Origin of the sequence: Cupriavidus gilardii (assembly GCF_013347325.1) — a bacterium.
Classification (GTDB): Bacteria; Pseudomonadota; Gammaproteobacteria; order Burkholderiales; family Burkholderiaceae; genus Cupriavidus; species Cupriavidus gilardii.
On sequence record NZ_CP054626.1, the window covers coordinates 2,576,008 to 2,596,567 of the forward strand.

The 20,560-nt window shown below is 67.8% G+C and carries 18 protein-coding genes; 3 read left to right on the forward strand and 15 right to left on the reverse strand.

What is annotated here, in order from left to right; translation table 11 throughout:
- Nucleotides 1-5: 5 nt before the first annotated feature.
- From FOB47_RS21765 to FOB47_RS21810, 10 genes are all read right to left on the reverse strand, one after another.
- Nucleotides 6-1,397 carry a formimidoylglutamate deiminase gene (locus tag FOB47_RS21765; RefSeq protein WP_174782110.1) on the reverse strand — a complete coding sequence of 464 codons (1,392 nt, stop codon included), beginning with the start codon at nucleotides 1,395-1,397 and terminating at the stop codon, nucleotides 6-8.
- Nucleotides 1,394-2,674, reverse strand: a complete 1,281-nt coding sequence (gene hutI, locus FOB47_RS21770) for an imidazolonepropionase (RefSeq protein WP_174782111.1) — start codon at nucleotides 2,672-2,674, stop codon at nucleotides 1,394-1,396. Before hutI ends, FOB47_RS21765 begins: the two co-directional genes overlap by 4 nt.
- The gene (locus FOB47_RS21775; RefSeq protein WP_174782112.1) at nucleotides 2,671-3,327 is read right to left on the reverse strand and encodes a HutD/Ves family protein; all 657 of its coding nucleotides are present in this window, start codon (nucleotides 3,325-3,327) and stop codon (nucleotides 2,671-2,673) included. Before FOB47_RS21775 ends, hutI begins: the two co-directional genes overlap by 4 nt.
- The gene (hutU, locus tag FOB47_RS21780) at nucleotides 3,324-5,024 is read right to left on the reverse strand and encodes a urocanate hydratase (RefSeq protein ID WP_006579074.1); all 1,701 of its coding nucleotides are present in this window, start codon (nucleotides 5,022-5,024) and stop codon (nucleotides 3,324-3,326) included. Before hutU ends, FOB47_RS21775 begins: the two co-directional genes overlap by 4 nt.
- An 85-nt stretch (nucleotides 5,025-5,109) precedes the next feature.
- Nucleotides 5,110-6,699, reverse strand: a complete 1,590-nt coding sequence (gene hutH, locus FOB47_RS21785) for a histidine ammonia-lyase (RefSeq protein WP_064576496.1) — start codon at nucleotides 6,697-6,699, stop codon at nucleotides 5,110-5,112.
- Between the two features lie 116 nt (nucleotides 6,700-6,815).
- Entirely contained in the window at nucleotides 6,816-7,613 is a 798-nt protein-coding gene (gene hutC / locus FOB47_RS21790) for a histidine utilization repressor (RefSeq protein ID WP_244959360.1), read from the reverse strand.
- 88 nt (nucleotides 7,614-7,701) lie between these two features.
- Nucleotides 7,702-8,481 carry an ABC transporter ATP-binding protein gene (locus tag FOB47_RS21795; protein ID WP_174782113.1) on the reverse strand — a complete coding sequence of 260 codons (780 nt, stop codon included), beginning with the start codon at nucleotides 8,479-8,481 and terminating at the stop codon, nucleotides 7,702-7,704.
- Nucleotides 8,478-9,362 carry an ABC transporter permease gene (locus tag FOB47_RS21800; RefSeq protein ID WP_390884845.1) on the reverse strand — a complete coding sequence of 295 codons (885 nt, stop codon included), beginning with the start codon at nucleotides 9,360-9,362 and terminating at the stop codon, nucleotides 8,478-8,480. The genes FOB47_RS21795 and FOB47_RS21800 overlap by 4 nt, the downstream gene beginning before the upstream one ends.
- Before the next feature lie 15 nt (nucleotides 9,363-9,377).
- Complete coding sequence (locus FOB47_RS21805; protein ID WP_244959361.1) at nucleotides 9,378-10,358, reverse strand: ABC transporter substrate-binding protein; 981 nt, start codon at nucleotides 10,356-10,358, stop codon at nucleotides 9,378-9,380.
- Nucleotides 10,359-10,791: 433 nt separating this feature from the next.
- A complete protein-coding gene (locus FOB47_RS21810; protein ID WP_174782114.1) occupies nucleotides 10,792-11,757 on the reverse strand; it encodes an NAD-dependent epimerase/dehydratase family protein in 966 nt (321 codons plus the stop codon).
- Nucleotides 11,758-11,766: 9 nt separating this feature from the next.
- Between FOB47_RS21810 and FOB47_RS21815 the strand changes: the two genes are divergently transcribed.
- From FOB47_RS21815 to FOB47_RS21825, 3 genes are all read left to right on the forward strand, one after another.
- A complete protein-coding gene (locus FOB47_RS21815; protein WP_064576499.1) occupies nucleotides 11,767-12,822 on the forward strand; it encodes a CDP-6-deoxy-delta-3,4-glucoseen reductase in 1,056 nt (351 codons plus the stop codon).
- Between the two features lie 333 nt (nucleotides 12,823-13,155).
- Nucleotides 13,156-14,343 (forward strand): acetylornithine transaminase, encoded by a 1,188-nt coding sequence (locus FOB47_RS21820; protein ID WP_064576500.1) that lies wholly within the window; start codon nucleotides 13,156-13,158, stop codon nucleotides 14,341-14,343.
- Between the two features lie 185 nt (nucleotides 14,344-14,528).
- Nucleotides 14,529-15,008 (forward strand): nuclear transport factor 2 family protein, encoded by a 480-nt coding sequence (locus FOB47_RS21825; protein WP_174782115.1) that lies wholly within the window; start codon nucleotides 14,529-14,531, stop codon nucleotides 15,006-15,008.
- Between the two features lie 214 nt (nucleotides 15,009-15,222).
- Here the strand turns inward: FOB47_RS21825 and FOB47_RS21830 are convergent, their stop codons facing one another.
- The 5 genes from FOB47_RS21830 to FOB47_RS21850 all read right to left on the reverse strand — a co-directional run bounded on the left by FOB47_RS21830 (nucleotide 15,223) and on the right by FOB47_RS21850 (nucleotide 20,270).
- Entirely contained in the window at nucleotides 15,223-15,939 is a 717-nt protein-coding gene (locus FOB47_RS21830; protein ID WP_006575654.1) for an ABC transporter ATP-binding protein, read from the reverse strand.
- Nucleotides 15,940-15,953: 14 nt separating this feature from the next.
- Entirely contained in the window at nucleotides 15,954-16,730 is a 777-nt protein-coding gene (locus FOB47_RS21835; protein ID WP_006575655.1) for an ABC transporter ATP-binding protein, read from the reverse strand.
- Between the two features lie 14 nt (nucleotides 16,731-16,744).
- Entirely contained in the window at nucleotides 16,745-17,905 is a 1,161-nt protein-coding gene (locus tag FOB47_RS21840) for an ABC transporter permease subunit (RefSeq protein WP_064576501.1), read from the reverse strand.
- Nucleotides 17,906-17,918: 13 nt separating this feature from the next.
- Nucleotides 17,919-18,854, reverse strand: a complete 936-nt coding sequence (locus FOB47_RS21845; RefSeq protein ID WP_006575657.1) for a branched-chain amino acid ABC transporter permease — start codon at nucleotides 18,852-18,854, stop codon at nucleotides 17,919-17,921.
- Nucleotides 18,855-19,073: 219 nt separating this feature from the next.
- Nucleotides 19,074-20,270, reverse strand: a complete 1,197-nt coding sequence (locus FOB47_RS21850) for a branched-chain amino acid ABC transporter substrate-binding protein (protein WP_053822436.1) — start codon at nucleotides 20,268-20,270, stop codon at nucleotides 19,074-19,076.
- Nucleotides 20,271-20,560 lie beyond the last annotated feature (290 nt).

Genomic DNA, 20,560 nt, shown 5'->3' on the forward strand with positions numbered 1-20,560 from the left:
CACCGTCATGGCGCCAGCAGGCTGGCACGCGCGCTGGCGAAGGCCGCGCCCGCTTCGGCCTGCAAGGCATGGACGCCGCCCTGCACGCGGCGGCGTCCCGCGCTGCGGACTTCCGCTAGTGTCTCATGTCCGTGATTGGCGAACACGTGGACGGCCAGCGCCTGCTCGCCGCGCAGGCCGGCCAGCGTCGGATGATTGCCGTCCAGCACGACGAAGTCCGCCTGCTGTCCGGCCGCCAGCCCGCCCACCGCACGTCCCGCCGCCCGCGCACCGCCGGCCGCCGCATCGAGATAGAGCCGATCGGCCACCTGCGGATGGCGGCTCGAAGCAAGCACGTTGCGCTTCTGCAGCGCGAGCCGCTGCCCGTATTCGAACAGCCGCAGCTCCTCGCTGACGCTGACGCTCGCATGGCTGTCCGAGCCGATGCCCCATGCGCCGCCCTGCTCCAGATAGGGCGCGGCATCGAACACGCCATCGCCGAGATTGGCTTCGGTGGTCGGACAGATGCCGGCCACCGCGCCGCTGTTCGCCAGGCGCCGGCGCTCGTCCCAGTCCAGATGGGTCGCATGCACCAGGCACCAGCGCGCGTCGACCGGCGCATGGTCCAGCAGCCAGTCCACCGGCCGCGTGCCGCACCACGCCAGGCATTCGTCGACCTCGCGTTGCTGCTCGGCGATATGGATGTGCACCGGCGCGGTCGGGTCCATCGCATGCAGCCCGGCCACCGCGGCACGCAGGCTGTCGGGCGGCACCGCGCGCAGCGAGTGTGGCGCGAGACCAAGCCGCGCCGCTCCCGTGCAAGCCGGTGCCAGCCGCTGCAACAGCGCCAGCATCGCGTCGGTCTCGTGCAGGAAGCGGCGTTGTTCGGCCAGCGGAGGCTTGGGGCCGAAGCCCGCGCTCTGGTACAGCACCGGCAGCAGCGTGATGCCGATGCCCGCGCGCTCCGCGGCGCGCAGCAGGCGCAGCGACATCTCGGCCGGATCGGCGTACGGCGTGCCGTCGGCCTGGTGATGGACATAGTGGAATTCGCAGACGCTGGTATAGCCGGCGCGCAGCATCTCGATATAGAGCTGCGTGGCGATCGCCTCCAGCGTCTCGGGCGCCAGCCGCAGCGCAAAGCGGTACATCAGCTCGCGCCAGCTCCAGAACGAATCGTCGGCGGCCGAGCGGAACTCGGTCAGGCCGGCGAAGCCGCGCTGGAAGGCGTGCGAATGCAGATTGGTCATGCCGGGGAGCACCGGCCCTGCGGCGCGCGGCGTGCCGGCGGCGGGCGCGGCGTTGGGCGTCACGGCGGTCAGCTTGCCGTCGGCGTCCCAGCTCAGCAGCACGTTGCTGGCCCAGCCATCGGGCAGCAGCGCCTCGGCGGCGAACAGCGTTCGATCGGGGACTGGACTCATCTCGACACTCCTGCGGGTCCGGCAAACACGCGCCCCTGGCGCACCACGGCGGCCAGCGGATTGCGGCCGAACCAGTAGGCCAGCTCGGCCGGCGAATCGACGCGCCACAGCGCAAAATCCGCGCCGCGTCCCGGTGCCAGCAGGCCATGCCGATCGCTGGCGCCGAGCGCGCGCGCGGCGTGCGTGGTGACGCCGGCGAGCACCTCGGGCACCGTCATGCGGAACAGCGTGCAGGCCATATTGAGCATCAGCAGCAGCGAGGTCACCGGCGACGTGCCGGGGTTATGGTCGGTCGACAGCGCGATCGGCACGCCGTACTGGCGCAGCAGCGCGATCGGCGGAAGATGCGTGTCGCGCAGGAAATAGTAGGCGCCGGGCAGCAGCACGGCGACGGTCCCCGCCTCGGCCATCGCCGCGACGCCGGCCTCGTCCAGATGTTCCAGATGGTCGGCCGACAAGGCGCGATAGCGGGCCGCCAGCGCGGCGCCGCCGAGATTGCTCAGCTGTTCGGCATGCAGCTTGGCCGGCAGCCCATGCCGGTGCGCGGCCTCGAACACGCGCTCGGTCTGCGCCGGCGAGAAGCCGATGCCCTCGCAGAAGGCGTCGACCGCATCGACCAGTCCTTCCTGCGCCAGCGCCGGCAGCATCGTGTCGCAGACCAGCGCGATGTAGTCGTCGGCGCGATTGGCGTATTCGGGCGGCAGGGCATGCGCGCCGAGGAAGGTCGTATGCACCGCCACGCCGAACGCCTGGCCGAGCCGCCGCGCGACGCGCAACTGCTTGCGCTCGGTGGCGAGGTCCAGTCCATAGCCCGACTTGATCTCGATCGCGGTGACGCCCTCGGCCAGCAGCGGCGCCAGCCGCGTCGCGGCCTGCGCGAACAGCGCATCTTCGCCGGCGGCGCGCGTGGCACGCACGGTCGAGACGATGCCGCCGCCGGCGCGGGCGATGTCCTCGTAGCTGGCGCCGGCGAGCCGCATCGCGAATTCGTCGGCGCGCTGGCCGCCATAGACCAGATGCGTGTGGCAATCGATCAGGCCGGGCGTGATCCACGCGCCGTTGGCATCGTGGTGCGGCAGGCTGCGGTAGGCCTCGGGCAACTCGGCCTGCTTGCCGAGCCAAGCAATACGACCCTGCTCGACGACCAGCGCGGCATCGCGGATGGCGTTGGCAGGGTCGGCATCCGGCAGCAGATGGCAGCGATGCCAGACGCCGTCGGCCGATGGCGCACGCGATACGCCGGCATCGACAGCGAATTCTTCAGCGGACTGCGTCATGACTGGGTTTCCCTATCGGAGGATGGCTGCGTCGATTGCAGCCTGACGACGAGGCAGCGGGCGCCCTGATCTTCGGGCAGCCAGCGGAAGGCGCTGCCGGGTGGCAGCAACAAGCCGCTGCCCACCGGCAGCACATCGGCGTCGGCACTTCGCGCGTGATCGCTTCGCCAGCGGCCGGCCAGCACATAGAGCACGACCGTCGTATCTGCCTGGACCTCGGCGCTGTCGATGGCCGCGCCGGTGCACTGCACACGCGCGCGGCAGCGGCCGCGCCGCGTCATCACATTGAAGTCGCACGTCGGTCCGCCCAGCAGCGTGGCATCGACGGTCGCTTCGCCGGCAAAGGCGAACGGCTCGCCGACCGCCACCAGACGATGATCGAAGCTGCCATCGCGCGCTTGCAGGCGCACGCCGGCGCCATCGAGCAGCACGATCTGGCGGTCGATGCCGGGGAACGCCGAGAACGGGCCATCGGCCGCGATATCGGCGATGCTCAGGCGCCAGTCGAACGCGTCGAGCCCGGCGGCGGGCGGCCACGCGGCGATCTCGCGCGTGGTACCGCCGCCGTTCTTCCACGGCATCGGCGTCAGCTCGGCCAGCGCAAAGCGCCGTGGCCGCCCCGGTTGCGGTGGTTGCGACGGCGTCGCGCTCATCCGCGGTTGACCATCGGCAGGTTCAGGCCCTTCTCGCGCGCGCAGTCGATCGCGATGTCGTAGCCCGCGTCGGCGTGGCGCATCACGCCGGTGGCGGGGTCGTTCCACAGCACGCGCTCGATGCGGCGGGCGGCGGCATCGGTGCCGTCGCAGACGATCACCACGCCGCTATGCTGCGAGAAGCCCATGCCGACGCCGCCGCCGTGGTGCAGGCTGACCCATGTCGCACCGCCCGCGGTATTGAGCAGCGCGTTGAGCAGCGGCCAGTCGGAGACGGCATCCGAGCCGTCCTTCATCGCCTCGGTCTCGCGGTTGGGCGAGGCCACCGAGCCGCAGTCCAGATGGTCGCGGCCGATCACCACCGGCGCCTTCAGCTCGCCGGACTTGACCATCTCGTTGAAGGCCAGGCCCGCGCGATGGCGCTCGTCCAGGCCGACCCAGCAGATGCGCGCCGGCAGGCCCTGGAAGGCGATGCGCTCGCGCGCCATGTCGAGCCAGCGGTGCAGGTGCTTGTCCTCGGGGAACAGCTCCTTCATCTTGGCGTCGGTCTTGTAAATGTCCTCCGGATCGCCGGACAGCGCGACCCAGCGGAACGGGCCCTTGCCGCGGCAGAACAGCGGACGGATATAGGCCGGCACGAAGCCCGGGAAGTCGAAGGCGTTCTTGACGCCCTCGTCGAAGGCGACCTGGCGGATGTTGTTGCCGTAGTCCAGCGTCGGCACGCCCATCTGCTGGAAGGCGAGCATCGCCTTGACGTGCTCGACGATCGACGGGCGCGCCGCGGCTTCCACCGCCTTCGGATCGGCCTTGCGCGCGGCTTCCCATTGCTCGACGGTCCAGCCGGCCGGCAGATAGCCGTTGACGAGGTCGTGCGCCGAGGTCTGGTCGGTGACGATATCGGGCCGCATGCCGCCGGCCTGCGCGCGCTTGACCAGCTCGGGCACGATCTCGGCGGCATTGCCGAGCAGGCCCACCGAGATCGCCTGCTTGCTGGCGGTGGCCTCGGCGATCATCGCCAGCGCCTCGTCCAGCGTGGTGGCCTTCTTGTCCAGATAGCGCGTCCGGATGCGGAAATCGATGCGCGACTCCTGGCATTCGATCGCCAGCACGCAAGCGCCGGCCAGCACGCCGGCCAGCGGCTGCGCGCCGCCCATGCCGCCCAGGCCCGCGGTCAGGATCCACTTGCCGGACAGGTCGCCGCCGTAGTGCTGGCGGCCCGCCTCGACGAAGGTTTCATAGGTGCCCTGCACGATGCCTTGCGTGCCGATGTAGATCCACGAGCCGGCGGTCATCTGGCCGTACATCATCAGGCCGGCGCGATCGAGCTCGTTGAACTTGTCCCAGTTGGCCCAGTGCGGCACCAGGTTCGAGTTGGCGATCAGCACGCGCGGTGCATCGGCATGCGTGCGGAACACGCCGACCGGCTTGCCGGACTGCACCAGCAGCGATTCGTCCTCGCCCAGGCGGCGCAGGCTGTCGAGGATCGCGTCGAAGCATTCCCAGTTGCGCGCGGCCTTGCCGATGCCGCCGTAGACGACCAGGTCCTGCGGCCGCTCGGCGACGTCCGGGTCCAGGTTGTTCTGGATCATGCGATAGGCGGCTTCGATCAGCCAGTTCTTGCAGTGCAGCTCGGTGCCGCGCGGCGCGCGGATTTCGCGCTGGCCGCGTGCGAGGAATTGCTGTTCGTTGGCGTTCATGTTCGGTTCTCCTGCTTTGCTGGTGTCTCGTTCGGTGGTGTTTCGTTCGGTGGTGTCGGGCGGCCTCGGTTTGCGGGCGCCCGCGTCAGCCCGCTTCGCCCTGCGCCGGCAGCACGGCACGCACCGCCTGCGGCCAGCCCGCGCCCGCGTCGCCCTGCAGCACCCATTGCTTCATCGCCTCGATATCGGGCGCCAGATAGCGGTCCACCTCGACGAAATCGACGCGCTCGCGGATGCGGGCCAGTTCGGTCTCGATCAGCGGCGAGGACTTCAGCGGCCGGTGGAATTCGATGCCTTGCGCGGCTGCCATCGCCTCGATGCCGACCACGACGGCGGTGTTCTCCGCCATGTCGCCGAGCCGGCGCGCGCCGTAAGTGGCCATCGACACGTGATCCTCCTGGTTGGCCGAGGTCGGCAGGCTGTCGACGCTGGACGGATGGGCCAGCGACTTGTTCTCGGAGGCCAGCGCGGCGGCGGTGACCTGCGCGATCATGAAGCCCGAATGCAGGCCGCCGTCGCGCACCAGGAACGGCGGCAGGCCCGACAGGCCGGTGTCGAGCAGCAGCGCCAGGCGCCGCTCGGAAATCGCGCCGATCTCGGCCAGCGCCAGCGCGATGATGTCGGCGGCGAACGCCACCGGCTCGGCGTGGAAGTTGCCGCCGGACACCACGTCGCCCTGCTCGGAAAACACCAGCGGGTTGTCCGACGCGGCATTGGCCTCGATCTGCAGCACGCGCGCCGCGTGGCGCAGGTTGTCCAGGCAGGCGCCCATCACCTGCGGCTGGCAGCGGATCGAATACGGGTCCTGCACGCGGCCGCACTCGCGGTGCGAGTCGACGATCTCGCTGCCCGCCAGCAGCTCGCGCACCGCGCCGGCGACCGCGATCTGGCCGGCCTGGCCGCGCGCGGCGTGGATGCGGGCGTCGAACGGCTTGACCGAGCCCTTGATCGCCTCGAGCGACAGCGCGCCCGCCACCAGGCCCGCAGCGAACGCGTCTTCGGCGGCGAACAGGCCCGCCAGTGCCAGCGCCGTCGATACCTGGGTGCCGTTCAGCAGCGCCAGTCCTTCCTTCGGCCCGAGCTCGAACGGCTTCAGGCCGGCATGCGCCAGCGCCTCGACCGCCGGCAGGCGGCGGCCATCGACGATGGCCTCGCCGACGCCGATCAGCGTGCACGACAGATGCGCCAGCGGCGCGAGGTCGCCCGAGGCGCCCACCGAGCCCTTGGCCGGAATGCACGGCGTGACGCCGTGGTTGGCCAGCGCCAGCAGCGCCTCGATCAGTTCCGGACGCACGCCCGAATGGCCGCGCGCCAGGCTGACCGCCTTGGTCGCGAGGATCAGGCGCACCGTATCGGCGGGCAGATCGCGGCCGGTACCGACGCTGTGCGACAGCACCAGGTTGCGCTGCAGCTCGGCCAGCTTGTCGTGCGGGATGCGCGTGTTGGCCAGTTTGCCGAAGCCGGTGTTGATGCCGTAGACGACCGCGTCGGTGTCGACGATCTGCTGCACGGTGGCCTGGGCGGCGCGCACGTCGGCCCAGGCGGAATCCGCCATCGCGAGCCGGACCTCGCCGCGGTAGATGCGGCGCAGTTCGGCGAGGGAGACCTCGCCGGGATGCAGGGTCAGCGTGGATTGCGCCTGGGTCGATTGGGAAGCGGAGTGTGGCGTTGTCATTGTATGGTCCTGTCTATACAGCTTGGTACGGCTTAAATCAGATTAGGTCGAATCGAGATCGAAGTCAGGTTCGGCAGCGTACGGTGGAAAGCGCCACCCGGCCGCAAGGCCGGGCGCTAGCCGAACGCCGGATTGCCATCGGCACGGAAACGGCTGCCGAGCCGATAGCGATTGCCCGGATGCAGGCAGCGCACGAAGGTCACCGGCGTGCCGGCGGTCCAGGTGCGCCGCGTCAGCAGCAGGCAGGGTTGAGTCACCGGCATCTCCAGCTGGCTGGCCTGCTCGGGCGTTGCCGCGACCGCGTCGACCACGTGCTCGACCTGGTCGTACGGCACATGCCGCAGCAGGTATTCGCCCGGCTTGACGCCGCTGAAGTCCTGGTTGATGAAGTCGGGCGCCACGCGCGGGTTCACGTAGCGATCCTCCAGCTGCACCGGCACGCCGTCCTCGCGATGCACGCACACCGAATGGAAGACCGACTCGCCGGTGCGCAGGTCGAGCGCCGCCGCCACCTCGATCGAGGCCGAGGCGCGCTCGACCAGGATCACGTCGCAGGCGTAGTCGTGCCCGCGCATGCGGATCTCGTCCTGCAGGTTGACGACCGACAGCAGCGTCGACTGCGGCTTGTGTTCCGCGACGAAGGTACCGACGCCCGCGACCCGCACCACCCTGCCCTGCTCGGCGAGCTCGCGCAGCGCGCGGTTGACCGTCATCCGCGACACGGCGAAGCGGTTGACCAGCTCCTGCTCCGACGGCACACGATCGCCCGGCTGCCAGGCGCCGCTCTGGATCTGGCGCGCGATGTACTCCTTGACCTGCTGGTACAGCGCGGTCGGCGTGGCATCGGGCGACGGGCGGTGGCCGTTGGCGTCGGGGCGGTTGGCGGGGTGGCGGGTGCCGGCTTCTACGGTCATGGTCAGAGGTTGCGTGGGTCGACGCGCGCGTCGGCGGGCGTGTCGGTGGGCGTGTCGGTGCGCGGGCGGGTGGACATCATGGGCCGGCTCAATGCTCGGCCGAGGCCATCGCCTCGGCACGGATCTCTTCGGTCAGCCGCGCCTTCAACGCCGAGAACTCCGGCGAGGTCTTGATCGTGTAGTGCCGCGGATGGGCGAAGTCGACGGCGATTTCGGTCTTGATCCGTCCGGGCCGCGCAGAGAATACCGCAACCCGGTTGGCCATGAAGATCGCCTCGTCGATATCGTGCGTGACAAACAACACCGTCTTGCGCGCGCTTTCCCAGATGCCGAGCAGCAGTTCCTGCATCAGCACGCGGGTCTGGTTGTCGAGCGCGCCAAATGGTTCGTCGAGCAGCAGGATCTTCGGATCGTTGGCCAGCGCCCGCGCAATCGCGGTGCGCTGCTGCATGCCGCCCGACAGCTGCTTCGGATAGTGATGCTCGAAGCCGCGCAGGCCCACGCGGGCGATGAAGAAATCGCTGCGCACGCGCTGCTCCGCCACGCTCATGCCACGCTCGCGCAGGCCGAAGCGGACGTTCTGCTCGATCGTCAGCCACGGGAACAGCGTATAGGACTGGAACACCATGCCGCGGTCGGCGCCGGGTCCGGTGACCGGCTCGCCGTCGAGCAGCACGCGGCCCGAGGTGGGCGAGTCCAGGCCGGCGACGATGCGCAGCAACGTCGATTTGCCGCAACCCGAAGGCCCGAGGATGGTGACGAAGTCGTTCTCGCGGACCTCGAAGTCCACCGGCAGCAAGGCCTGGGTCTGGCCGCCGCGCGGATTGACGAAGGTGCGCGACACCTGCTGGATCGACAGCGCGCTCATTGAATGGTGCTCCACGGAAACAGCCGCTGGTTGGCGAGCTTGAACAGCAGGTCAGAGACGAGGCCGATGCAGCCGATCACGATGATGCCGAAGATGATCTGCCCGGTATTGAGCAGCGCCTGGCTGTCGGTGATCATGTGGCCGATGCCGGACGACGAGCCGATCAGCTCGGCGACGATCACATAGGTCCAGGCCCAGCCGAGCACCAGCCGCAGGATTTCGGCGATGCCGGGCGCGGCGCCGGGAATCAGCACGCGCTTGACGATGCCGGCGCTGTTGGCGCCAAGCGTATAGGCCGCCTCGACCAGGTCGCGGCGCGCGCCGCCCACGGTGACGGCCACCATCAGCACGATCTGGAAGAACGAGCCGATGAAGATCACCAGCAGCTTCTGCGTCTCGCCAATGCCAGCCCACAGGATCAGCAGCGGAATGAAGGCCGAGGCCGGCAGGTAGCGGCAGAACGAGACGAAGGGCTCGAAGAAGGCTTCGGCCGCCTTGTAGGCGCCCATCAGGATGCCCAGCGGCACCGCCAGCACGGCGGCCAGCACGAAGCCGCCCAGCACGCGCCAGACGGTCATGCCGATGTCGCCGAGAAAGCCATACTCGGTAAACAGCAGCCACGCCTCGCGCGCCATCGTCATCGGATCGGCGAGGAAGGTCGGCGGCACCAGGCCGCCCAGCGTCACCGCGCCCCAGACGGCGAAGAACAGCACGAAGAAGCCCAGGCCCAGCACCCAGCGGGTGGGCGGCGAGACCGGGGTCAGCGGCGTCAGCCACGGATGGGTCCGGCGCGCACGCGGCGCGGCCGGCATCGTCCTGACGGGCGCCGGGCTGTCGGGCGCGACGGCCCGCAGCGAATCGGCGTGCAACGGTTGTGTCATCGCGGCTCCCGGCGCTTAGCGGATGAACCGCGGGTCATACAGGGCGGTCACGTCCGGCACCTTGCGGATCACGCCGACGTCGAGCAGCACCGCGGCGGCTTCCTTGCTGAACTCCGCCAGCTCGCCGGCGAAGAACTTGCGATTGGCCTCGCGGTCCTGCCAGCGCAGATACGAGGCGGACTTGGCGAACTGCTCGGCGGTCTGCTTGACCGCGGCGCCCATGATCTCGTTGGACTTGGCCGGGTCCTTGCGAATCATCTCCAATGCTTCGAAGTAGCCGTCGACCAGCGCCTGCGCGGCCTTCGGGTTGTCCTTCAACCATTTCGGGGTGCAGCCGAGCGTGTCCATCACCATCGGATAGTCGAGCGTGGTCGCGAGGATCTTGCCCTTCTCCGGGTTCTGCCGCACCGTCGACAGGTACGGCTCGTAGGTCATCGCCGCATCGTTCTGGCCCGAGACGAAGGCCTGCGCGGCCGCCTGCGGCGACAGCGTGGTGGTCTTGACGTCCTTGATGGTCATGCCGTTCTTCTTCAGCATCCACGCCAGCCCGAAATACGGCGCGGTGCCCGGCGCATCGACGCCGATGGTCTTGCCCTTCAGGTCGGCGAAGGACTTGACGTCGCTGCGCACCGCCAATCCGTCGGCGCCGTAGGACTTGTCGAGCTGCACGATCTGCGTGATCGGCACGCCGTTGGCGTTCCAGGCCACATGCGTTTCCACCGTGGTCGCCGCGCACTGGATCGCGCCCGAGGCCAGCGCCAGATGGCGGTCCTTCTGCGGAATCATCTTGATGTCGACCTCGACGCCGTGCTTCTCGAAGATGCCGGCCTTGGCGGCCAGCGTCAGCGGCGCGAAGCCGGTCCAGCCGCTCATGCCCAGCGCCACCTTGGTGGTCTGGGCCTGCGCCGCGCCGGCCCCGGCGGCGAGCGCCAGCGTGGCCAGCCAACCGAGCGCACGGCCGGCGCCCCCTTGATTCCCCAACTTCCGCTTCTGCATCTGCACTGTCTGGCTCCTTTGGTGTCGCGAACGGCGCCGCCGGCTGGCGGGCCCGCCCGGGTCGTGCCGGCGTCCTCGGTCGGGGCGCCGGTCGGTTTCCGGGCAATGTAGCAATCCTGTATATACAAGTCAAGGAGACGAAAGATCCCGGCTTCGCCCTTCCGGAAAGACGCCGCCAATGACCGTGCCGAATTCCGGACGCTCCTCGCAAACCCTGATAGGGAAAGCGATAACGGGCAGGTGGATGGAGCGGCGGCATCGGCCGAGGCCTTGGCAACGGTTGTTTCGCACCATCGTGGTGACGTTCCGGCACGGCCTGCGGGCATCGTGCCCCAATATGCTGTATAGACAGGTTAGCGAAGCGGAATGACGCAATCGCCATGCCATCGCGGCGGCGCGATGGCTTCAAAGGGCTCCAGGCACCCGGAGCGGATCAGGTTTCGAAGAAGTGGTGAACCGTCGGATAGCGCAGCCGCAGCCGCAGCTCGCGCTTGAGCCGCGCGTTGTCGAGCCGGCGCGATTCGCTCATGAAGCTCAGCAGCGCCGGCTCCACGGCCTCGCGGATCTGCTGGCGCGACAGCCGGGGCGGCCGCGGCAGCCCGCGGCGGTCGGCCACCAGATCGAAATAGTCGGCCATCCGCAGTTCGCTGTCGTCGCTGGCATGGACGACGCGCTGCGGCCTGCCGCGCAGCAGCGCGGCGATCATCGCGCGCGCCAGGTCGTCGGCGTGGATGTGGTTGGTGTAGACGTCGTCCTCGGGCACCAGCGCCGGCGTGCCCTTGAGCAGGCGCGCCACTGGCAGGCGGTCTGCGGCGTAGATGCCGGGAATCCGCACGATGCCGGCGCGCCAGCCACTGGCTCGGCCGAAGGCCCGCACCGCCCGCTCGGCAGCGACGCGGCGGCGTGCCCGCGCGGTCTGCGGCCGTACCGGCTGTGCCTCGCCGATGCGCGCGCCGCCGCGGTCGCCGTAGACGCCGCTGGTGCTGGCATAGACCAGCGCCGGTGCGCGGCCGGTGCCGGCCGCGCCGGTCCGGCGCCCTGGCCGCTCGGGTAGAATGCGGGGTTCCCGCGCGGGGCGGCGCCATGCGCTGCGCCGCAGCGCCCGCAACAGTGCGACGGTACGCGGATCGTCATCGCCGCGCGCCGGCGGCGGCGCCAGGTGCAACACGCGATCGGCCAGGCCATGCAGGCGTTTCAGCGTGGCCGGCTCGTCGAGGTTCGCCACCAGCGGCACCGCGCCCGCCGCCCGCAAGGCCGCCACGCGGCCGGGCTGCGAGGTCACGGCGAACACGCGCCAGCGCGGGGCAAGCATTTGCAGGCAACGCATGCCTACGTCCCCGCAACCCACGATCAGCAATCGCGGGCGGGCCAGACGGGGTGGCGACAGATCTTTGCTCATCGAGAGATTATGGCTTATCAAGTAACCGTGCTGCCGAGCGGCCGCCAGTTCGAGGCGGAAGCGAACGAAACCATCCTGTCGGCGGCGCTGCGTCAAGGCATCGGCCTGCCCTACGGGTGCAAGAACGGCGCCTGCGGTTCGTGCAAGGGCCGCGTCACCGCCGGCGACATCGTCCAGGGCGACCATGCCGCCTCCGCGCTGACCGCGCAGGAAAAGACCGAGGGCCGCGCGCTGTTCTGCTGCGCCAACGCGGCGTCGGACGTGACCATCGAATGCCGCGAGGTCCATGGTGCCGGCGATATCCCGATCAAGAAGGTGCCGTGCCGCGTGCAGTCGCTGGAGCGCGTGGCCGAAGACGTCATCGTCGCGAAGCTGCAGCTGCCGGCCACCGAGCGCCTGCAATACCTGGCCGGCCAGTACGTCGAATTCCTGCTGCGCGACGGCAAGCGCCGCAGCTATTCGATCGCCACGCCGCCGCACGAGGAAGGCCCGATCGAACTGCATTTCCGCCATATGCCGGGCGGCGCCTTCACCGACTACGTGTTCGGCGCGCGCGAAGGACAGCCGGCGATGAAGGAGCGCGACATCCTGCGCTTCGAAGGTCCGCTGGGCAGCTTCTTCCTGCGCGAGGACTCGGACAAGCCGATCATCCTGCTGGCCTCGGGCACCGGCTTCGCGCCGATCAAGGCGATCGTCGAGCACGCGGCCTACACCGGCATCACGCGGCCGATGACGCTGTACTGGGGCGGCCGCCGCCCGCGCGACCTGTACATGCATGCGCTGTGCGAGCAGTGGGCGCGCGACCTGCCGAACTTCCGCTATGTGCCGGTGGTCTCGGACGCGCTGCCCGAGGACGACTGGGACGGCCGCACCGGCTTCGTCCACCAGGCCGTGATGGCCGACTACCCCGATCTGTCGGACCACGAGGTCTATGCGTGCGGCGCACCGGTGATGGTCGATTCGGCGCGGCGCGACTTCACCGCCCAGTGCGCGCTGCACGAGGATGCGTTCTTCGCCGACTCGTTCACCTCCGAGGCTGACCTGCATCCGGCCGGCGCGGCCTGAACCACGGCTTGCGGCGCGGCCCGGCCGGCCAGGATCGCACCCGGCCCGAACCTGCGCCCGCCCCCCCAGCACCGCGCCACCGTTTCGCGAGAACAACAATGACGCCCCGGACCGCCACCGTCGTCTTTGACACTGGGGCGACTGCGTCTTATAGTTGGCCGCATGAACCACGCCAACATCCGACGCAGCTTCCGTACGTCGCATCCCGCCAGGGTGCCACGCGGCTGACCGTCGACAGCGTCTGTTCAGGTCATCAAGCCACGGGTCACCCCCGTGGCTTTTTTGTTTTGCCGCCCTTCCCTTTTCCTTGTTTGCCGATCTCTGGAGTCCGCCATGGCATTTGCTGAGTATCCCGTCCAATCGCTGATGTACATCACCAACCGGCCCGAGCTCGTCTTCACCGAGGGCAAGGGCTCGTGGCTGACGGACCATCAGGGCAAGCGCTATCTGGACTTCGTGCAGGGCTGGGCCGTCAACTGCCTGGGCCACTCCAACGAGGGCATGATCGCGGCGCTGAACGAGCAGTCCCGCAAGCTGATCAACCCGAGCCCGGCCTTCTACAACGAACCGATGCTGCGGCTGGCCAAGACGCTGACCGACCACAGCTGCTTCGACAAGGTGTTCTTCGCCAACAGCGGCGCGGAGGCCAACGAGGGCGCGATCAAGCTGGCGCGCAAATGGGGGCGCAAGCACAAGAACGGCGCCTACGAGATCATCACGATGGACCACAGCTTCCATGGCCGCACGCTGGCGACCATGAGCGCGTCCGGCAAGGCCGGCTGGGACACGATCTTCGCGCCGCAGGTGCCGGGCTTCCCGAAGGCCCAGCTCAATGACCTGGCTTCGGTCGAGGCGCTGATCAACGACAAGACGGTCGGCATCATGCTCGAACCGGTGCAGGGCGAGAGCGGCGTGGTGCCGGCCACGCGCGAGTTCATGCAAGGGCTGCGCGCGCTGGCCGACAAGCACAAGCTGCTGTTCATCGTCGACGAGGTGCAGGCGGGCTGCGGCCGCTGCGGCACGCTGTTCGCGTACGAACTGTCGAACGTCGAGCCGGACATCATGACGCTGGGCAAGGGCATCGGTGGCGGCGTGCCGCTGTCGGCCCTGCTGTGCAAGGCCGAGGTGGCGAGCTTCGAGGCCGGCGACCAGGGCGGTACCTACAACGGCAATCCGCTGATGTGCGCGGTCGGCAGCGCGGTGTTCGAGCAGTTGCTGGCGCCGGGCTTCCTGCAGCAAGTGCAGGAGAAAGGCGCGTATCTGCGCGAGCAGCTGCTGGCGCTGTCCAGCGAATTCGGCCTGGCCGGCGAACGGGGCGAAGGCCTGCTGCGCGCGCTGATGCTGGGCAAGGACATCGGCCCGCAACTGGTCGAACAGGCGCGCGAGATGCAGCCCGACGGCCTGCTGCTCAATTCGCCGCGCCCGAACCTGCTGCGCTTCATGCCGGCGCTGAACGTGACCCGCGAGGAAATCGATCAGATGATCGGCATGCTGCGGACGCTGCTGAAGGCGCTGGCCTGATCTTGCTGCACCGGCCGTCGACTGCGGCCGGCAACAGCGATAGATCGGAACACGGCCGCCCTGCTGCGATGGCAGGGCGGCTTTTTCATTGGCTCGCCTGTGTTCGACCGCCACCCGCCGCGCGTGGGGACGACGGTGATATTCGCTTGCCTATACTGATGCCATCCAGGTCCAGGAGAACAACAATGGGCGGTCGCCTCCATTCGCACAGGCGCGGGCTGGCTACTACGTTTGCCGTGGCGGCCCTGGCGCTGCTCGGCACCCTGGCCGCCGAACCGGCCATGGCCGACGAGGCCGCGGACCACGCCGCCATCCTGAAGGCCGAGCACGACTGGCTGGCCGCCACCGAGTCGGGCGACCGCGCCGCGCTGGAGCGGCTGCTCCATCCCACCTTCGTCAACATCTCTCCGCTGGGCGGCATGCGCAACCGCGCCGAATCGCTATCGGCAGGCCCCCCGCCGCCCGGCTCCAGCCAGACGCTGACCGAACTGAAGGTACGCACGTTCCGCGACAGCGCGGTCGTCACCGGCGTCAACCGTTATCGGCCCAACGCGAAGGCCAGGCCGACCGACGTCGTCTTCACCGATGTGTTCGTCCGCACTCCGCAGGGTTGGCAGGTGGTGTCGTCGCACAATTCGATCCGGCCGGCGCCGGCGGAGCGGTAATTACCTACTGCGGTAGCGCCGCATCAAGCGTGTTCGACGAGACGATCATGCGGCGCGAACCTCCTGCGGCACAGATCGGACACCTCATCATTACAACTCCTTGCAAGACACGAAAAGGAAACGCTGGACCGAGTAAAAAAGCCCCGCGCATGCAGGCATGGCGGGGCTTGGTACGGCGCGGCGGCATGCGGCCGCCGTTCCTATCGCGACGGACTCATTCGCCGAGGTAGGCGGCGCGCACCTTCGGGTCGTCGAGCATGTCGGCGGCGTTGCCGTTCATCGTGATCAGGCCGGACTCCATCACATAGCCGCGGTCGGCGGCCTGCAGGGCCAGGCGAGCGTTCTGCTCGACCAGCAGCACCGTGACGCCCTGGCTCGAGATATCGCGCACGACCTCGAAGATCTTCTCGACCATGATCGGCGACAGGCCCATCGACGGTTCGTCCAGCAGCAGCAGGCGCGGCTGGCTCATCAGCGCGCGAGCCATCGCCAGCATCTGCTGCTCGCCACCCGACATGGTGCCGGCCAGCTGATTCGCGCGTTCCTTCAGGCGCGGAAAGATGCCGAACATGCGGTCAATATCGTCCTTGATGCCGGCCTCGTCCTTGCGCGTGAAGGCGCCCATCAGCAGGTTCTCGGTGATGGTCATGCGCGCGAACACGCCGCGGCCTTCCGGCACCATCGCCAGGCCCTGCTTCAGCAAGTCGTAGCTGGGCACGCCCTTGATCGAACGGCCCAGGTATTCGACGTCGCCGCCGGCCCACGGCTGCAGGCCGGTGATGGCCTTCATCGTGGTGGTCTTGCCGGCGCCATTGGCGCCGATCAGCGTGACGAGCTCGCCGTCGCGGATTTCCAGGTCGATGCCCTTGACGGCCTGGATGCCGCCGTACGCGACCTTCAGTCCGGCGATCTTCAGTAGTGTTTCTTTCATTGGCTGCTCCCCCGTCAGTGGGCCGAAGTGCCGAGGTAGGCCTCGATCACCGCCGGGTTGTTCTGGACATCGTGCGGCAGGCCCTGTGCGATGACCTTGCCGTAGTCCAGCACGGTCATGCGGTCGCACAGTCCCATCACCAGCTTCACGTCGTGCTCGATCAGCAGGATCGTGCGGCCGTCGCTGCGGATCTTGTCGAGCAGGCCGCGCAGTTCGATCTTCTCGGTCGCGTTCATGCCGGCAGCGGGCTCGTCGAGCGCCAACAGCTTTGGCTCGGTCGCCAGTGCGCGGGCAATCTCGAGGCGGCGCTGGTGGCCGTACGACAGATTGCGCGAGGTGAAGTTGGCGTACTTGCCGATGCCGACGTAATCGAGCAGGTCGTGGGCCATGTCCTCGACGCCCTCCTCTTCCTGGCGCACCGCCGGCGGGCGGAAGATCGCGCCGATTACGCCGGCCTTGGTCCGCACGTGGCGGCCGACCATCACGTTCTCGAGCGCGGTCATGTCGCCGAACAGGCGGATGTTCTGGAACGTCCGGGCGATGCCGGCCTTTGCCACTTCATGCACCGCGGTCGGCTGGTAGGGCTTGCCGTCCAGCACGAATTCGCCGGAATCGGGCGTGTAGAGCCCGGTGATCACGTTGAAGAAGGTGGTCTTGCCGGCGCCGTTCGGGCCGATCAGGCCGTAGATCTCGCCGGCCCGGATTTCCAGGCCCACATCGGACAGCGCCTGCAGCCCGCCGAAGCGCTTGTTCACTCCCTTGACGGACAGGAGGATGTTTTCGTTGCTCATCAGGTCCTCCCGCTTCACAGACGTCCAACGCTACCCGGGCGGCGAACCACCGGCCGGTCTTCCTTGCGCGGCGATGGCCACAGGCCCGCCGGGCGATACAGCATCACGCCGACCAGCGCCAGGCCGAACAGCAGCTGGCGCAGCACCTCGGCGTCGACGATCACCTCGCCGAACATCATCCGCTGGACCGGCTCGGCGACCACGCGCAGCAGTTCCTGGAAGCCGATCAGCAGGATGCCGCCCAGGATCACGCCCGGGATATGGCCCATGCCGCCAAGCACCACGATCGCCAGCACGTAGATCGATTCCCACAGCGTGAACGATTCCGGCGAGACGAAGCCCTGGAAGGCGCCGAACACCGCGCCCGACACGCCGCCGAACGACGCGCCCATGGCAAACGCCAGCAGCTTGATGTTGCGGGTGTTGATGCCCATCGCCTTGGCCGCGATCTCGTCCTCGCGGATCGCCACCCAGGCGCGGCCGATGCGCGAGTTCTGCAGCCGCAGCGACACGAACACGATCGCCACCACCAGCAGGATCAGCAGGTAGTAGTACATGAACACCGGCGTGAACTTCAGGCCGAAGAACTCGTGCGTCTTCGAGAAGTTGAAGCCGAAGATCGTGATTGGATCGACCGCGGTGATGCCCTTGGGGCCGTTGGTGATATTGACCGGCCGGTCCAGGTTGTTCATGAAGATGCGGATGATCTCGCCGAAGCCGAGCGTGACGATCGCCAGATAGTCGCCGCGCAGCTTCAGCGTCGGCGCGCCAAGCAGCACGCCGAAGATGCCCGCGACCAGCGCCGCCAATGGCAGCACCCACCAGACGCTGACATGGAAGCCGTTCGGGAACAGCTGGGCGATGGTCTCGAACTGGTTGGCCAGGTGCGGCGAGCCCAGCAGCGCCATCAGGTAGGCGCCCACCGCATAGAAGGCGATGTAGCCCAGGTCCAGCAGGCCGGCGAAGCCGACCACGATGTTCAGCCCCAGCGCCAGCATGATGTACAGCAGTGCGAAGTCGAGCACCCGTACCCAGTAGTTGCCGCCCAGGAACTGCACGGCGAACGGCGCGCACAGGCCGATCACGAGGAAGGCCGCCAGCGCGAACATGGTCTTGGCCGGCGTCTTGGTCAGTGGCGCGGCCTGCGACGCCGCGGTGGAAATCGGAGTGTTCATGATTGCGATCCCCTTACGCCCGGTCGGCCACACGTTCGCCCATGATGCCGGACGGACGGAACACCAGCACGGTGATCAGCACGATGAAGGCAAACACGTCCTGGTAGTTCGAACCGAACACGCCGTTGGTCAGGTCGCCGATATAGCCGGCGCCCAGCGCCTCGATCAGGCCCAGCAGCATGCCGCCGACCATCGCGCCGGCGAGGTTGCCGATGCCGCCGAGCACGGCCGCGGTGAACGCCTTCAGGCCGGGGATGAAGCCCATGTAGAAGTGGGCGTTGCCATAGTTGGTCGCCATCATCACGCCGGCCAGCGCCGCCAGGGTCGCGCCGATCATGAAGGTAGCCGAGATCACGAAGTTCGGGTTCACGCCCATCAGGCCCGCCACGCGCTGGTTCTCCGCGGTGGCGCGCATCGCGCGGCCGAGCTTGGTGCGGTTGACCAGCGCCAGCAGCCCGGCCATCACCATCACGGCCATGCCGATGATCACCATCTCCTTGCCGGTGATGGTCGCGCCCGTGGTGCCGATATCGATCGGCTCGGAGGGCAGCAGTTGCGGGAACGTCAGCGGATTGCGCGACCAGATCATCATCGCAATGGTCTGCAGCATGATCGACACGCCGATCGCGGTGATCAGCGGCGCCAGCCGGGGCGCGTTGCGCAGCGGCCGGTAGGCAATCCGTTCGATCGAATAGGACAGCATCGCGCAGACCGGCATCGCGATCAGCGTGGCGATCACGAGGGTCAGCCATTCCGGCAGGCCGGGGGCGAATTGCTGAAGTGCGAGAATCGCCGACAGTGCGGTCAGCGCGCCGATCATCAGCACATCGCCATGGGCGAAGTTGATGATCCCGAGAATGCCGTAGACCATGGTGTAGCCGAGTGCAATCAGCGCATAGATGCTGCCGAGCACCAGACCATTCACGATCTGCTGGATAAGGATATCCATGAATACTCCTGGCTTGCCGCCCGCACTTCCGGCATGGATGGATGCCGACCGGGCAGCTTGGTGTGAGTGGTTTGGTAAGGGTTATGTGCTGGTAAGCGGGTAAAGCAACGGCCTGCCGCGTTCCACCCATGGTAAGGGCGCTGTCACAAAAGGCGAGGCTAAAAAGAACGGCACCGCAAAGTACTCACGGTGCCGTTCGGTGGACCGGGTAGGTCCGAATTACATCTTCACGACGTCAAGCACGGACTTCTTCTTGTCCTTGTAGTCGTACAGCGTAATGGTGCCTTCCTTCATGTCGCCCTTCTCGTCGAAGGCAATGTTGCCGATCACGCCCTGGTAGTTGGTCTTGGGCATCTCCGCCAGGATCGCCGCGGGCTCGGTCGAGCCGGCGCGCTTCATCGCATCGACGATCACCATCACGGCGTCGTAGGTGAACGGCGCGTAGATCTGCACCGGTGCGTTGAAACGTTCCTGATAACGCTTCTGGAACTCGGCGCCCTTCTCCATCTTGGACAGCGCCAGGCCGGCTTCGGAGCAGATGATGTTGCTGACCGCGTCGCCCGCCAGTTCCGCCACCTTGTCGGTGCAGACGCCGTCGCCGCCGACGATCTTGGCCGGGATGCCCAGCTCCTTGGCCTGCTTGGCGAACGGACCGCCGGTGGCGTCCATGCCGCCGTACATGATGACGTCCGGCTTCTTGCCCTTGATCTTGGTCAGGATGGCCTTGAAGTCGGTGGCCTTGTCGTTGGTGGCCTCGCGCGCCACGATGTTGACGCCGGCCGCCTTGGCGGTCTTTTCGAACTCGTCGGCCAGACCTTTGCCGTAGGCGGTGGCGTCGTCGACGATCGCCACGCTCTTGGCGTTCAGGCTCTTGGCGGCGTAGTTCGCCAGGGCCGGGCCCTGCTGGGCATCGGTGGCCACTACGCGGAAGGTCGTCTTGAAGCCCTGCTTGGTGTAGTCGGGGTTGGTCGAGGACGGCGAGATCTGCACGATGCCCGCATCGCTATAGATCTTGGAGGCGGGAATCGACACGCCCGAGTTCAGGTGGCCGACCACGGCGACAACCTTCTCGTCGACCAGCTTCTGGGCCACCGAGGTGCCGGTCTTCGGATCGGCGGCATCGTCTTCGCCGACCAGTTCCAGGCGAACCTTCTTGCCGCCCAGTTCCAGACCGGCCTTGTTGACCTCTTCGACGGCCAGGCGCGCGCCGTTCTCGTTGTCCTTGCCAAGGTGGGCAATCCCACCGGTCAGCGGCGCCGCGTGGCCGATCTTTACCACCACCTCGCCGCCGGCCGGTGCTGCCGCGGCAGGTGCCGAGGCCGTCGCACCGGGCGCCGCCTCTTCCTTCTTGCCGCAGGCAGAAACCAGTGCCACTGCCGCTGCGATCGGCAGAATCTTGGCAAACGTGATTTGCATGAGTGATCTCCTAGGATTCACAAGATCAGGGTTACGCAACGCCTCCCGTCCGTTTCCCTGCACCGCCTTGGTTTAGTTTCAATTTGAAACGCGCGCATTGTATCCCCTTTTTTTGCGGATGCAATACGCGACGCAACAACCTGAGCCTTTTACCCTTCTATTGAGCTAGGTAATTTCCCCAATGCCCTCATTGGGGCAATTCCCATTCACAACAAGGGCCCTTTGCGATACCTAACAAGATCCGTGCCCGCCGCGTCACCGGAGCGCACTGCGGGGCGTCAGGGCGTGGC

What these genes read in the sequence shown, in the direction of transcription:
- FOB47_RS21825 (WP_174782115.1), top strand. Translation starts at nt 14,529, where the DNA reads ATGGGCGGTCGCCTCCATTCGCACAGGCGCGGGCTGGCTACTACGTTT.
- FOB47_RS21805 (WP_244959361.1), bottom strand. Translation starts at nt 10,358, where the DNA reads ATGCAGAAGCGGAAGTTGGGGAATCAAGGGGGCGCCGGCCGTGCGCTC.
- FOB47_RS21840 (WP_064576501.1), bottom strand. Translation starts at nt 17,905, where the DNA reads ATGAACACTCCGATTTCCACCGCGGCGTCGCAGGCCGCGCCACTGACC.
- FOB47_RS21815 (WP_064576499.1), top strand. Translation starts at nt 11,767, where the DNA reads ATGGCTTATCAAGTAACCGTGCTGCCGAGCGGCCGCCAGTTCGAGGCG.
- FOB47_RS21850 (WP_053822436.1), bottom strand. Translation starts at nt 20,270, where the DNA reads ATGCAAATCACGTTTGCCAAGATTCTGCCGATCGCAGCGGCAGTGGCA.
- FOB47_RS21795 (WP_174782113.1), bottom strand. Translation starts at nt 8,481, where the DNA reads ATGAGCGCGCTGTCGATCCAGCAGGTGTCGCGCACCTTCGTCAATCCG.
- FOB47_RS21820 (WP_064576500.1), top strand. Translation starts at nt 13,156, where the DNA reads ATGGCATTTGCTGAGTATCCCGTCCAATCGCTGATGTACATCACCAAC.
- FOB47_RS21775 (WP_174782112.1), bottom strand. Translation starts at nt 3,327, where the DNA reads ATGAGCGCGACGCCGTCGCAACCACCGCAACCGGGGCGGCCACGGCGC.
- FOB47_RS21835 (WP_006575655.1), bottom strand. Translation starts at nt 16,730, where the DNA reads ATGAGCAACGAAAACATCCTCCTGTCCGTCAAGGGAGTGAACAAGCGC.
- FOB47_RS21845 (WP_006575657.1), bottom strand. Translation starts at nt 18,854, where the DNA reads ATGGATATCCTTATCCAGCAGATCGTGAATGGTCTGGTGCTCGGCAGC.
- hutC (WP_244959360.1), bottom strand. Translation starts at nt 7,613, where the DNA reads ATGACCGTAGAAGCCGGCACCCGCCACCCCGCCAACCGCCCCGACGCC.
- FOB47_RS21810 (WP_174782114.1), bottom strand. Translation starts at nt 11,757, where the DNA reads ATGAGCAAAGATCTGTCGCCACCCCGTCTGGCCCGCCCGCGATTGCTG.
- FOB47_RS21830 (WP_006575654.1), bottom strand. Translation starts at nt 15,939, where the DNA reads ATGAAAGAAACACTACTGAAGATCGCCGGACTGAAGGTCGCGTACGGC.
- FOB47_RS21765 (WP_174782110.1), bottom strand. Translation starts at nt 1,397, where the DNA reads ATGAGTCCAGTCCCCGATCGAACGCTGTTCGCCGCCGAGGCGCTGCTG.
- hutU (WP_006579074.1), bottom strand. Translation starts at nt 5,024, where the DNA reads ATGAACGCCAACGAACAGCAATTCCTCGCACGCGGCCAGCGCGAAATC.
- hutI (WP_174782111.1), bottom strand. Translation starts at nt 2,674, where the DNA reads ATGACGCAGTCCGCTGAAGAATTCGCTGTCGATGCCGGCGTATCGCGT.
- hutH (WP_064576496.1), bottom strand. Translation starts at nt 6,699, where the DNA reads ATGACAACGCCACACTCCGCTTCCCAATCGACCCAGGCGCAATCCACG.
- FOB47_RS21800 (WP_390884845.1), bottom strand. Translation starts at nt 9,362, where the DNA reads ATGACACAACCGTTGCACGCCGATTCGCTGCGGGCCGTCGCGCCCGAC.